At 61.6% G+C, this 13023-nt stretch carries 14 protein-coding genes; 3 read left to right on the top strand and 11 right to left on the bottom strand.

The features are described 5' to 3' along the window. Positions 1-3: 3 nt before the first annotated feature. The 9 genes from QZ656_RS11760 to mnmG form a co-directional block, all read right to left on the bottom strand. Entirely contained in the window at positions 4-540 is a 537-nt protein-coding gene (locus QZ656_RS11760) for a F0F1 ATP synthase subunit delta (RefSeq protein WP_291993556.1), read from the bottom strand. A 4-nt stretch (positions 541-544) separates the two neighbouring features. After that, the gene (locus QZ656_RS11755; protein WP_291993555.1) at positions 545-1015 is read right to left on the bottom strand and encodes a F0F1 ATP synthase subunit B; all 471 of its coding nucleotides are present in this window, start codon (positions 1013-1015) and stop codon (positions 545-547) included. Positions 1016-1055: 40 nt separating this feature from the next. Beyond that, positions 1056-1313 (bottom strand): F0F1 ATP synthase subunit C, encoded by a 258-nt coding sequence (gene atpE / locus QZ656_RS11750; RefSeq protein ID WP_169065069.1) that lies wholly within the window; start codon positions 1311-1313, stop codon positions 1056-1058. A gap of 101 nt (positions 1314-1414) precedes the next feature. Beyond that, a complete protein-coding gene (atpB, locus tag QZ656_RS11745; protein WP_291993554.1) occupies positions 1415-2185 on the bottom strand; it encodes a F0F1 ATP synthase subunit A in 771 nt (256 codons plus the stop codon). A 17-nt stretch (positions 2186-2202) separates the two neighbouring features. Next, complete coding sequence (locus QZ656_RS11740) at positions 2203-2565, bottom strand: ATP synthase subunit I (RefSeq protein ID WP_291993553.1); 363 nt, start codon at positions 2563-2565, stop codon at positions 2203-2205. A gap of 145 nt (positions 2566-2710) precedes the next feature. Next, positions 2711-3550 (bottom strand): ParB/RepB/Spo0J family partition protein, encoded by an 840-nt coding sequence (locus QZ656_RS11735; RefSeq protein WP_291993552.1) that lies wholly within the window; start codon positions 3548-3550, stop codon positions 2711-2713. After that, positions 3547-4356: an AAA family ATPase gene (locus QZ656_RS11730; RefSeq protein ID WP_291993551.1), complete on the bottom strand. Its 810-nt coding sequence runs from the start codon at positions 4354-4356 to the stop codon at positions 3547-3549. Before QZ656_RS11730 ends, QZ656_RS11735 begins: the two co-directional genes overlap by 4 nt. Position 4357: 1 nt before the next feature. Beyond that, a complete protein-coding gene (gene rsmG / locus QZ656_RS11725; protein ID WP_291993550.1) occupies positions 4358-5005 on the bottom strand; it encodes a 16S rRNA (guanine(527)-N(7))-methyltransferase RsmG in 648 nt (215 codons plus the stop codon). Further along, a complete protein-coding gene (gene mnmG, locus QZ656_RS11720) occupies positions 5005-6924 on the bottom strand; it encodes a tRNA uridine-5-carboxymethylaminomethyl(34) synthesis enzyme MnmG (protein ID WP_291993549.1) in 1920 nt (639 codons plus the stop codon). The genes rsmG and mnmG overlap by 1 nt, the downstream gene beginning before the upstream one ends. Before the next feature lie 359 nt (positions 6925-7283). On the opposite strand from mnmG, the gene ahpC reads away from it, so the two are divergent. The 3 genes from ahpC (at position 7284) to QZ656_RS11705 (ending at position 11396) form a co-directional block, all read left to right on the top strand. Next, on the top strand, positions 7284-7847 hold the full coding sequence (gene ahpC, locus QZ656_RS11715; protein ID WP_291993548.1) for an alkyl hydroperoxide reductase subunit C: 564 nt from the start codon (positions 7284-7286) through the stop codon (positions 7845-7847). 127 nt (positions 7848-7974) lie between these two features. Further along, positions 7975-9525: an alkyl hydroperoxide reductase subunit F gene (gene ahpF / locus QZ656_RS11710; protein WP_291993547.1), complete on the top strand. Its 1551-nt coding sequence runs from the start codon at positions 7975-7977 to the stop codon at positions 9523-9525. A 149-nt stretch (positions 9526-9674) separates the two neighbouring features. After that, positions 9675-11396 (top strand): response regulator, encoded by a 1722-nt coding sequence (locus tag QZ656_RS11705; protein WP_291993546.1) that lies wholly within the window; start codon positions 9675-9677, stop codon positions 11394-11396. An 81-nt stretch (positions 11397-11477) separates the two neighbouring features. On the opposite strand, the gene QZ656_RS11700 is transcribed toward QZ656_RS11705, so the two are convergent. Together QZ656_RS11700 and QZ656_RS11695 are read right to left on the bottom strand one after the other, a co-directional pair. Then, positions 11478-12254 (bottom strand): TSUP family transporter, encoded by a 777-nt coding sequence (locus QZ656_RS11700; protein WP_291993842.1) that lies wholly within the window; start codon positions 12252-12254, stop codon positions 11478-11480. Positions 12255-12257: 3 nt separating this feature from the next. Next, the gene (locus tag QZ656_RS11695; RefSeq protein ID WP_291993545.1) at positions 12258-13019 is read right to left on the bottom strand and encodes a methyltransferase domain-containing protein; all 762 of its coding nucleotides are present in this window, start codon (positions 13017-13019) and stop codon (positions 12258-12260) included. Positions 13020-13023: the final 4 nt, after the last annotated feature.

Here is a 13023-nt window from a genome sequence, read left to right as displayed (position 1 = left end):
CTCCTAGTTCTTGAGCGCCAACCGCAGGCACTCAAGTTTTCCGCGTACGGAAGTATCGAGGACCTGGTCGCCAACCACAATCTTGACGCCGCCGATCAGGGACTGATCGACGACCACTTCGGCTGTTAGCCGGGTCTTGAAGCGTGTCTCCAGGTCCGCGATCAGAACCTTGTGCTGCTCTTCGTCAAGCGGGAAGGCACTGTAGATGGTGGCTTCCTTGACGCCTTCCTGAGTCGCCTTCAGCGCCTCGAAGAGGTCAGCGATCTCGGGTAGGGCGGAAAGTCGCTCATTTGCCGCAAGGACGTCGATCAGATTGGCTTCACTGCCTGCAAGCGCCTCGCCGGCCAACGACTTGAAGAGCTCGCTCTTCTGCGCGGCAGACAGCTCGGGATTGCCGATGCATGAACGCATCCGGTCATCCCCGGCAATTTCAGAAAGCAGCGACAGCCGCTCGGACCAGCCCGCTAGCGTCTTGTTTTCCAACGCCAGGCGGAAGACCGCTTCAGCGTAGGGACGCGCGATGGTAACGAGTTCGGCCATGGTCTCAGAGTTCCTGCTTCAGTGCGGCCAACATCTGGGCGTGCCCCTTGGCATCGACCTCACGCTTGAGGATGCGCTCGGCACCGGCCACGGCGAGATCGGCGACGCGGCCACGCAGTTCGGCTCTGGCGTGCTCGACTTGCTGAGCAATCTCCGCCTGTGCCGACGCGACGACCTTGTCGGCTTCTACTTTCGCCACCTGCTTGGCCTCTTCGATGACCATTAGCGCGCGCTTTTCGGCAGCAGCAATGATCTCGGCAGACTTCCCTTTGGCCTCGCGCAGGGAATCGGCAGAACGTTTGCCGGCCAACTCCAGCTCGTGTTTCGCGCGCTCACCGGCTGCAAGACCATCGGCGATCAGTGCTTGACGGTCGGCAATGGCCTTTTGTAGCGGCGGCCAGACGTACTTCATGGTGATCCAGATGAAGACGCCGAACCAGATTGCTTGGCCAAACAGGGTTGCATTGATATCCACGCTAATCTCCTTTTAAGAGTGAGTCAGAAAGGAGAAGCGATCAACCCTTGACGACGGCGATGAAGGGGTTCGCAAAGAGCATGAAGAGCGCGATACCGACGCCGATCATGGTCACCGCGTCGAGAAGACCTGCAACGATGAACATCTTGACCTGCAGCGTGGGGATCATTTCCGGCTGGCGAGCGGCTCCTTCGAGGAAGCGACCACCGAGAATACCAAACCCGATTGCGGTACCGAGGGCACCCGCCCCGATCAGGATGGCGACGGCGATGGCGGTGTTACCAAGCAACATTGACAGAGCGGCTTCCATTTGGTGTTTCTCCTAATAAAACATGCTAAATGGGTTGAACAGGGACAACGTGAAGCAAACTGGTAATACAGAATTCCGGCGATCGCTCACTAGCCGTGCGACTCGCTGGCCATCGACAGATAGACGATGGTCAACATCATGAAGACGAAAGCCTGCAGGGTGATGATCAGGATGTGGAACAGGGCCCACGGCAAGGCCAGCGGCAACTGCCAGATACCGAGGAGGGCGATGAGGATGAACACCATCTCGCCAGCGTACATGTTGCCGAATAGCCGCAGCGAGAGCGAAATCGGCTTGGCGACATCTTCGATTACCCGGAAAAGAAAATTCAGCGGTGCCAGCTTCGCACCAAACGGCACGCAGAACACTTCGTGCAGGAAGCCGCTGGCGCCTTTCACCTTGACGCCCATGATCAGCATGATGACGAAGACGGTCAGAGACATGGCGAAGGTCAGGTTGGGATCGGTCGTCGGCACCGCCTTGAAGTAGTGCACCCCCACCGACCCGAGGATCAGGGGCACGAAGTCTACCGGGATCAGGTCCATGGCGTTCATCAGGAAAACCCAGACGAAGATGGTAATCGCCATCGGCGTCACCAGCGGACTACGGCCGTGGTAGGTATCCTTGACCTGCTGGTCGACAAAGGTCAGGACGATTTCGACGAAGCTCTGCAGATTACCAGGAACGCCCGCCGTCGCCTTGCTGGCGATCTTGGCCATGCCCAGGAAGGCAATCAGACCGATGATCCCGGAAACCAGTAAGGTGTCCAGGTGAAACGTCCAGAAGCCTGCCCCGACCTTGAGATTGGTCAGGTGGTGGACGATGTAGCCACTGCTTGTTAGTGCCTCGCCTGAAGCCATGTTTTTCCCCTGTTTGACTAGTGCTGCCTGAGCAGCGCCATCCAATAAACGACAATCGTTGCAACATAGGCCAGGAAGAGCGGCAAGGCTGCAAGCTGTGCGTAACTTTTGAACACCAGGGCAAACAGCACAAGGGTTACGGCAATCTTGTACCCTTCGCCGGCTACCTGGCCAACGAAAGCCCTCTTCGCAGCCGCTGCTGTCGTCCCCGATGACCGTAAAGCGCGCCATGCATACGCCGCCGCGCTGACAATGGCGATGGCGCCACCGAGCGCGGCCGATATCGCCGCATGCAGCCCCAGAACAAAACCTGCCAGCACCGCCGCCGCCACTGTCACCCCGATCTGGCAACGAAACAACCAGCGAACCTGAGGATGCAAAGCCGGCCCCTCCAAAACGTTGGCAGGATACCAGACTCCTATAGAGGAATCAAACCGCATGTGCAAGAAAGTTCAATTTCCTTGCTAAAACATGCCTTGCGGAGCCGATCGACGAGTTCTGAAAAGGCTTCAATTGTGCGCCGCATCAATGACGCAAGCGCTGCAGAATTCCTTCGAGTTGGTCGAGGTCGCCAAATTCGATCAGCACTTTTCCGGCACCGCGCCGGTTGGCACGGATCGCCACCTGCGCGCCCAACAAGTCGGCCAGCTCGTCCTGAAGACGTAACACGTCGCGATCCGGTTTGCTGGGCGCCACTTCCTTTGGCGCACGCAGCGCGTACTGAACCAGGCGCTCGGTCTCGCGAACCGAAAGACCCTTCTGGACGACGCGCTGCGCCAACTGAACCTGCAGCGCGCCGGCCAGTGGCAGCAAGGCGCGGGCGTGACCCATATCGACCTCGCCACGCATCAGGAGATCCTGCACCGGTTGCGCCAATTGCAGCAGGCGCAGCAGATTCGACGCCGCCGGCCGCGAACGGCCGACCGCATCGGCCGCCTGCTGGTGGGTCATGGCAAATTCGTCGATCAAACGCTGCAGGCCCAGCGCTTCTTCGAGCGGGTTGAGGTCCTCGCGCTGGATGTTTTCGATCAGCGCCATGGCCAGCGCCGCCTCGTCGGGAATCTCGCGGATCAGCGCCGACACCTCGGTCAAACCGGCCATCTGAGCGGCTCGCCAGCGGCGTTCGCCCGCAATTATTTCGTAGCGCTCATCGCTCACCGGACGAACCAGGATCGGCTGCATCAAGCCCTGCATACGGATCGACGCCGCCAGCTCCTCGAGCGACGCGGTGTCCATGTGCGTCCGTGGTTGATACTTTCCCGGCTGGATATCCCCTACCGGCAGCGTCCGCTGCTGCTCCTTGCTCTGCGCGTCGTTGCCGGCCAGCAAAGCGTCCAGGCCACGGCCGAGTCCCTTTAATTTCATCGCTCCACCCCCACTGCCGCGACCTTGGCCTTGGCCGTGACGCTGCCGGCACGTCGTTCGAGAAGCTCCTGCGCCAGAAGAATATACGCTTGCGCCCCCTTGGAATTGCGGTCGAAAGCGATCACCGGCTTGCCGTAAGACGGCGCCTCGGCAAGGCGAACATTGCGCGGGATGATGGTGCGGTAGACCTTCTCGCCGAAATGCCCTTCGAGCTCGCCGGATACCTGTTGCGTCAAGGTCGATCGCGGGTCGAACATGGTTCGCAACAGGCCTTCGATCTCGAGCTGCGGATTGAGATTGGCACGGATTTTCTTCAGCGTCGCCACCAGATCGGTCAGCCCCTCGAGCGCGTAGTACTCGCACTGCATCGGGATCATCACCCGGTCGGCGGCGACCAGCCCGTTGACGGTCAACATGTTGAGCGCCGGCGGGCAGTCCATGAGGATAAAGTCATAGTCGTCGCGGACGCTGGTCAGCGCATCACGCAAGCGGTACTCGCGCTGCCCGAGGTCGATCAGATCGATCTCGGCGCCGGCCAGTTCACGGTTCGCCGGCAGGACGTCGAAGCCAAAGTCGGTCGGCAGGCGCGTGTCACTGATCGTCGAGCGGCCGATCAGCGTCTGGTAGACGGTCGGCACGGCGGCTCGTTTGGCGACACCGCAACCGGTGGTCGCGTTGCCCTGTGGGTCGAGATCGATCAACAGCACCCGCTGGCCGCATTCGGCCAGACACGCCGACAGGTTGACCGCCGTCGTGGTCTTGCCGACGCCGCCCTTCTGGTTGGTTACCGCCAGTACTTTTGTCAAATCAAGGCTCCCCCTCAAGTGGCTGCGGCGCCGTGCTGATGACCACCAGGTGTCGCTCGCCGTCGACGCCGGGCACCGCCAGTCGATGCACGCCATCGACGACCAGCCCGGCAGACAAATCTGCCAGTTGCTCGTACGGATAGACGCCTTTCATCGCCAGCCAGCTGCCACCCGCTGCCAACAGGTGGCGCGACAATTTCACCAGCGCGCCGAGATCGGAAAAAGCGCGGGCGGTGATCACCGCAAAGCCGCTCGGCGGCTGGTAAGCCTCGACGCGACCGCAGTGTACGGCAATATTCGCCAGACCCAGCTCAATGGCCGCCTGTTGCAGAAAGGCCGTCTTCTTCGAACTACTGTCGAGCAGGACGACGTGCAAGTCCGGGCGAGCGATCGCCAGTGGCATCCCCGGCATGCCACCGCCACTGCCGACGTCGAGCAAACTGGCGCCGCGAACGAATGGCAGGATCGCCAGCGAGTCGAGCAGGTGATGACTGACCGTCAGAGCGGGATCGCGTAAGGCGGTCAGTTGGTAGGTTCTGTTCCACTTGCCGAGGAGCGCCGTGTAGTCGAGCAACTTCTGCTGCGCGCCAGCGGCCAGGTCGATGCCGAGCGCTCGCAAGCCCAGTGCCAGTTGCTGCTCCGGAAGCATCAGCCGTGCCCCTGCGCGCGCGGGCCGCGAGCGGCCGACTGGCCGCGCTTCAGATAGACCAGGAGGATCGAGATCGCCGCCGGCGTCATTCCCTGAATGCGCGACGCCTGACCGAGGGTCTGTGGTCGGTGCAGCGACAGCTTCTGGCGGACCTCGCTGGACAGGCCGGCGACTGCCGCAAAATCGAAATCCACCGGCAAGCGCTGCTCCTCGTTAACCAGACTCCTGGCGACTTCTTCACGCTGACGTTCGATGTAGCCCTGGTACTTGGCCTGGATGTCGACCTGTTCGACGACCTGTGGATCAAGCAGTCCACCGTCGACCGACGCTTCGCCAACGCGCAAGCTCAGCAAACCCGCATGCGTGACCTCCGGGCGGCGCAGCAAATCGTGCAAGCTGTATTCGCGCTCCAGCGGCTTGCCGAGAACACGCGTCGCGTCGTCGTCGGAGACGCTCTCCGGATGCACCCAGGTCGCTTTCAGCCGCTCCTGTTCGCTAGCGATCGCTTCGCGCTTTCTGTCGAAAGCCGCCCAGCGTCGGTCATCCACCAGGCCGAGACGACGACCGTGCTCGGTCAAGCGCATGTCGGCGTTGTCCTCACGCAGCGACAGGCGATACTCGGCACGGCTGGTGAACATCCGGTACGGCTCGGACACCCCACGGGTGATCAGATCGTCGACCAGAACGCCCAGATACGCCTCGTCGCGGCGCGGCGTCCACGGCTCCCGGTCCTGCGCCAGCAAGGCCGCATTGACGCCAGCCAGCAAGCCCTGCGCCGCCGCTTCTTCGTAGCCGGTGGTGCCATTGATCTGGCCGGCGAAGAACAGGCCGCCGATGGCCCGCGTTTCCAGCGACGCGTTCAGACCGCGTGGATCGAGATAATCGTACTCGATGGCGTAACCCGGACGCACGATGTGGCAATTCTCGAGGCCACGGATCGAACGAGCGATCGCCAGCTGCACGTCGAACGGCAGGCTGGTCGAAATTCCGTTGGGGTAGATCTCGCGGGTATTGAGGCCTTCCGGCTCAAGGAAGATGTTGTGACTATCCTTATTCGCAAAGCGATGGATCTTGTCCTCGATCGACGGGCAGTAGCGCGGCCCGACGCCTTCAATGACGCCGGTGTACATCGGCGAACGATCGAGATTGGCGCGGATGATGTCGTGGGTTCGGCTGTTGGTGCTGGTGATCCAGCACGGCAGCTGCCGCGGATGTTGCGTCACGTCACCGAGAAAGGAGAATACCGGCAGTGGCTGGTCGGAATGCTGCTCGGCCATCACCGAGAAGTCGATGCTGCGGCCATCGAGCCGCGGCGGCGTGCCGGTCTTCAGCCGGCCAACCGGCAAATTCAGCTCGCGCAGCCGCGCCGCCAGCGCCACCGCCGGTGGGTCACCCATGCGCCCGCCGGTGTAGTTGGCCAGGCCGACGTGAATCAGCCCGTTGAGGAAGGTACCGGTGGTCAACACCACCGCCCGCGCCGCAAAGCGCACGCCGAGCTGGCTGACGACACCGGCGACGTGATCGCCTTCGACGATCAGGTCATCGCACGCTTGCGCGAAGATCGTCAGATTCGCCTGCTCTTCGAGCCGACAGCGAATCGCCTGCCGATACAGCACCCGGTCGGCCTGCGCTCGCGTCGCGCGTACAGCCGGGCCCTTGCTCGAGTTGAGAATACGGAACTGGATGCCCGCCTGGTCGGTAGCCTCGGCCATCGCCCCGCCGAGCGCGTCGACCTCCTTGACCAGATGGCCCTTGCCGATGCCACCGATCGACGGATTACAGCTCATCGCCCCGAGGGTATCGAGGTTATGTGTCAGCAGCAGCGTCTTGACGCCGGTGCGCGCGGCGGCAAGCGCGGCCTCGGTGCCAGCGTGGCCACCACCGACGACAATCACCTCGAAACGGTCTGGAAAGAGCATCGACGATCCGGTCTTTCTCGCGCAGCAGGCTGCGCAAAAGATCGCGATTCTACGGCAGTTCGCTGAAACATAACAGGTTTTTAAGATACTGCGGGCTTTTTGGCGAGTTCTGTGGCGAGCGGCACTGTGCTTAGCTCCAAGGCGCTGAGCAGCCAGCGCGGCCACGACGCGCCGCCGCGAGGCCGCGCAAACGCGTTCGCAGGTCCTTGAGCACTCGACAGAGCTGATGATGGTGCGTGCGGACGCATAGCCATGGACTATGCTTCGAATTGCCAGAATCAATTGGAACAATGCTGGCGCATCCACTACCATCTCTTCGTGGATTCAATTCATTCACCCAACCCGAAGGAGAACTCAAGATGTCCTTGATCAATACCGAAATCAAACCATTCAATGCGACCGCTTTTCACAACGGCAAGGATGTTCCTGTTTCCGCCGCCGATCTGAAGGGTAAGTGGTCGGTCGTCTTCTTCTACCCCGCCGACTTCACTTTCGTCTGCCCGACCGAGTTGGGCGACCTTGCCGACGAGTACGCGTCGTTTCAGAAACTTGGCGTCGAGATCTACTCGGTATCGACCGATACGCACTTCACGCACAAGGCATGGCACGACGCCTCCGAGACGATCAAGAAGATCAAGTATCCGATGATCGGCGATCCGACCGGCACCATCACCCGTAATTTCGACGTGATGATCGAGGAAGCCGGCCTGGCGCTGCGCGGCACCTTCGTGATCAACCCCGAAGGCGTGATCAAGGTCTGCGAGATCCACGACCTCGGCATCGGCCGTGACGCCAAGGAGCTGCTGCGCAAGGTGCAAGCGGCGCAGTACGTCGCCAGCCACCCGGGTGAAGTCTGCCCGGCCAAGTGGACGCCGGGTGACGCAACGCTGTCGCCGTCGCTCGACCTGGTCGGCAAAATCTAGGACGACTGCTGACTACGGCTGCCGGGCCTCGCCCGGCCAGCCTGAAACCGGGTCTCAGTGCAAAGGGGCCGCGAAGCGCGCTGCTTGGCGGCCCCTTTTCAATGCCACTCGAAAAAGGAGAATTCAGATGCTCGACGCAACTATCAAGGGCCAACTTGGCGCCTACCTCGGCAAGCTGCAGCGCCCGATCGAACTCATCGCATCGCCGGACAGCAGCGATCAGGGGCGCGAAATGCTCGCTTTGCTGCACGATATTGCCGCGCTATCCGACAAGGTCAGCGTCAGCGAAGGCGGCCAGGCTCCGCGTAAGCCGTCTTTTTCGATCGGCTGTCCCGGTGAAGAAGCGCGAATCAGTTTTGCCGGCGTCCCGATGGGGCACGAGTTCAGCTCGCTGGTACTGGCGCTGCTGCACGTCGGCGGCCATCCGCCGAAGGCCGACGCCAGCGTAATCGACTCGATTCGAGCGATCCCCGGCAGATTTCATTTTGAGACCTTCATCTCGCTGTCGTGCCACAACTGCCCGGATGTGGTGCAGGCGCTCAACCTGATGGCCGTGCTAAACCCCGGTATCAGCCACCAGATGGTCGACGGCGGCTTGTTCCAGGACGAGGTCGCCGCGCGCCAGATCATGGGCGTGCCGACGGTCTTGCTGAACGGCGAGCATTTTGGCCAGGGGCGGCTGGCGCTAGAGGAAATCGTTGGCCGTATCGACAGCAGCGCGCTGCAGCGCGAGGCCGAGAAGATCTCGACGCGCGAACCCTTTGACGTACTGATCGTCGGCGGCGGACCAGCGGGCGCGGCGGCGGCGATCTACGCCGCTCGCAAGGGCGTTCGTACGGGCGTCGTCAGCGAACGCTTCGGCGGGCAGGTGCTCGACACGCTGGCGATCGAGAATTTCATCTCGGTCAAGGCAACCGACGGACCGAAACTCGCAGCCGCTCTCGAGGAGCACGTCAGGGAATACGACGTCGATATCATCGATCTGCAGCGCGCCGAAGCGCTGCTGCCGGCAGCCGGCGACGGACTGAACGAGATTCGCCTGGCCAGCGGCGCGACGCTGCGCAGCAAAACGCTGATCCTCGCGACTGGCGCACGCTGGCGGGAAATGAATGTGCCGGGCGAAAAGGAGTATCGCGGTCACGGCGTCGCCTACTGCCCGCATTGCGACGGCCCGCTGTTCAAGGGCAAGCGGGTGGCGGTGATCGGTGGCGGCAACTCGGGCGTCGAGGCGGCGATCGACCTCGCGGGCATTGTTGGCCAGGTCACGCTGCTCGAATTCGAGGCCAGCCTGCGCGCCGATGCAATCCTCCAGAAAAAACTCTTCAGCCTGGCCAACGTCACGGTAATCACCGAGGCCTTGAGCACCGAGGTCAGCGGCGATGGCGAAAAAGTCGACGGTCTGCTGTACACCAACCGGGCGAGCGGCGAATCGCAGCGCATCGACCTTGAAGGTATCTTCGTGCAGATTGGCCTGTTGCCGAACAGCGACTGGCTCAAGGGGACGATCGAACTCTCGCCACGCGGCGAAATCGAGGTCGACGCCCGCGGCGGCACGTCGCTGCCGAGCGTTTTCGCAGCGGGCGACGTCACCACCGTGCCGTACAAGCAGATCGTCGTCGCCATGGGCGAAGGTACCAAGGCGGCACTGAGCGCGTTCGACCATTTGATTCGGAGTTGATTCGTCGTTGATTTGTCGTTGATTCGCAGTTCGGTCAGCTGCAGTAACCCTGGCGCCGAGCCAGCAACGGCCGGGCAGCAGCCGCTGCGCAGGCCCGGCTGCTGACGGTCCGCTTGCCCGGCAAAGCGCTGTCGGGTAATGTGCCGTCCATGATTACGCCTGCCAACACCGCCGAGCTGCTGCAAAAGTTGAGCAAGGACTTGGCTCGCAAGCGTGCTCTGCTGATCGATCGCTATCCCAATGCCCGCAGTTCCCTGCGGATCATGCTCGCCGCGCTGGGGGTAACCGCCGTCCATAACGCCGGGACTTCAGCCGAGGTTCTTCGGCAGGTCAAAGCGCATCACTTCGACATCATCCTCTCGGATTACCAGCTCGAAGATGGACGCGATGGCCAGCAGCTCCTCGAAGAGCTACGCCAGCAACGTCTGGTCGCGCTATCTTCCGTGTTCATGCTCATTACCAGCGAACGTGCCTACCACAACGTCGTTTCCATCGCTGAACTGGCGCCCGACGACTATCTGATCAAGCCGTTCACCGCCGACGAATTACACGGCAGGCTGGTACGCGCGCTGTACAAGAAACAGTTTCTGGCCGAACTCTACGAGCATCTTGACAACGGCGCTTTCCAGGATGCGCTGCTTAGCTGCGACCGCCTGCTCGGTCAGGAAAGCGGCTTTGTTTTCGACGTCCTGCGCCTCAAGGGAGAAATCCTCAACATTCTCGGGCGCCCCGCCGAAGCGCAAGCGGTATACGAGCGCGTACTCGCCGAGCGAATGGCTCCATGGGCGCGCATCGGCCTGGCAATTTCGCTGCGCAGCCAGCAACAGCTGGCTGAAGCCGAAACGGTCGGACAGGCACTGATCGACGACTTCCCCGAATTCATGGCGGCCTACGACTTCCTCGCCGACGTCCGCGAAGAAATGGGCAAGCTCCCGGAAGCCCAGGAAGCGCTGTCCTCGGCGGCGCTGATCTCGCCCAACAACGCTACCCGACAAAGGATGGTCGGCGAACTGGCGTCGCGCAACATGGATTTCAAGACCGCCGAACGCGCTTATAGCAAGGTTCTCGAACGACGGCGCGGTTCTTCGCTGAACAACATCGACGACTACTCCAATCTCGCACGCGTCATGCTCGACCTGGGTCATACCGCCGGCGCCCGGAAAATTACCGACGAACTTCGTCGTGACTGGCGCGGCAGCAAGCACGGCGAACTGGCTGCTCTGGTCATGGACGGTTTGTGTGCGAACAAGGAGGGTGACCCGACCAGAGCCAAGCTGGCGGTCGAAAAAGCCTTGATCCTCAATGATGCCTTGAAGGCCGACGGCAAGGGCGCGCTGTTGTCCAGCAAGCTGGCTCTGGATCTGGCGCACGCCTGTCTGGCCACTGGCAACGAAGCCAGTGCGCAAGAGGTGGTGCGTCAGGTCGCTGCTGAAAATCATGAAGACCGGGCGATGATCGCGCAGATCGAGAGCATTTATGCGAAAACCGGCAAGGAAGAACGCGGCCAGGCACTACTCGCGCAAGTCGGCAAGGAAATCGTCGAGCTCAATAATCGCGGCGTCATGGCAGCCCGTAGCGGCGACCTCCAGGGCTCCGTGCAACTTCTGATCGAAGCCGCCGAACGCGTACCCAATTTGCAGTTTCTGGTCAATGCCACCAAGGCCATCTGCACCCTGCTCGATCTGCAGGGCTGGAACCCGGCGCTGGCGAAACGTGCGTTCGCTTACCTGCAGATGGCTCAAAACAAGGACATACGCAACGCCAAGGTCATAGCGGCGCGGGAAATGTACCAGCGCGTGGCACTCAAGTACGGTGTTCCTATAGTGCCATTTTCGGCGGTACGACACGCCAACGACAAGTCGCGTACCTAGCCACCTGGCCACGCACGGCACGTTTGCACCGGCTGATAGCGTTTTGCTCGCTGCCTTCGACGAGCGGGCAGCGCGACCAGATCAGGTGAAGGTATCGTATGCGAACTTGACGATAAAGGCGCTGACGACGCCGAGAAACACCTTGCGGACAAAGCCGCTACCGTGCCGCAACGCAAGATGCGTGCCGATCAGTGAACCGGCGACGTTGCACGTGGCCATCGACACGGCAGCAAGCGGCAGGATGTGGCCGTGCGGAAGAAAGAAGCCGAGCGCTGCCAGATTGGTCGCAACGTTGACCACTTTTGACGCCGCCGAGGCATGTAGAAAATCGAACCCAAAAAAGCGGATGAAGAGAAAAATGAGAAAACTCCCCGTGCCGGGCCCGAAGAAGCCATCGTAAAAACCAATCACGCCGCCGACCAGCAGCGCATAGGTGAACTCGCGACGACCCGTATGCTGCGGCCGATGAATGGCGCCGAAATCGCGATTGCTAAAGGTATAGGCGGCCGCGCCGATGAGCAGCAGCAGAATCAACGGCCGCAACAACTCGGGTGGCAGCCAGGCAACGGCCATCGCGCCGACGTACGAGAAGGCAAACGCGGCGAGCGCCGCCGGCAAGGTCGTTCGCCAGGGCATCCGCACCCGGCGCGCGTAGCGCCAGGCGGCATTGCTGGTGCCAAAGACGCTGGCGAACTTGTTGGTTCCGAAGAGTGTCGCAGGAACTTCACTCGGCAACGCGGTGAACAAGGCCGGTATCTGGATCAGTCCGCCGCCACCGACCACGGCATCGATGAAGCCAGCGAACAGCGCCGCCGTGCCGAGGATCAACAGCAAGGAATAGTCGACGCCGTCGATCATCATCTAGCGTTGCGCCACGAAGAACACGCGCTTGAACGAAAACAGGGTGTGTCCATCGCTGCCGCGCGGGTAAGCGATGGCCAGCGGTATCCGATAGGCGTTCAAAAATTTATCGGCGGCGGCTTTCTCTAGCCGTGCGAGATAGGGACGCAGGGTCGTTCCCTTCATCCATTCGATGATCGCATCGTCACCGCTTAGCGCTTGCCAGTAAGTTGTCTCCCACACTTCCAGATGACGACAATGCGGCGTCAACAAACGGTGGTAGTCAGCAGCTGACAGGATCTTGCCCATCTCGACGCCGCCGAGGGTCTGCTGCCAGCGATAGTCATCAGCCAGTTTGCGGAGAATCTGATGCGACGGGGCGCCAAAGTTCGACGGCATCTGAACCGCCAGCGCGCCACCGTCTGCGAGTTTTTCGAGTAAGGCTGGCAGCAAATGCTGATGGTCGCCAAGCCAGTGCAGGGTAGCATTCGAAAAAATCAGGTCGGGTGGCACAAGGGCCTGCCAGGCGGCGATATCGGCGTGTTGCCAGGCGATCGAAGAAGGCGTCGACGACGCCTTACGCAGCATTGCGACATCGCTGTCGACAGCGCTTATTTCTGCCTGCGGCCAGCGTTCGGCGAGCAAACGGGTGACATTCCCGGCGCCGCAACCGAGGTCGACGACGCGGCTCGGCGACTTGCCGCCGAGCCGCGCGATCAGATCGAGCGCTGGCCGCCGCCGCGCATCGACAAATTTCAGGTACTGCTCCGGGTCCCAGTTCATTGGC

Source organism: Candidatus Accumulibacter sp. ACC003 (assembly GCF_907163085.1).
Lineage (GTDB): Bacteria > Pseudomonadota > Gammaproteobacteria > Burkholderiales > Rhodocyclaceae > Accumulibacter.
This window is presented reverse-complemented; position numbering and strand designations above follow the sequence as displayed.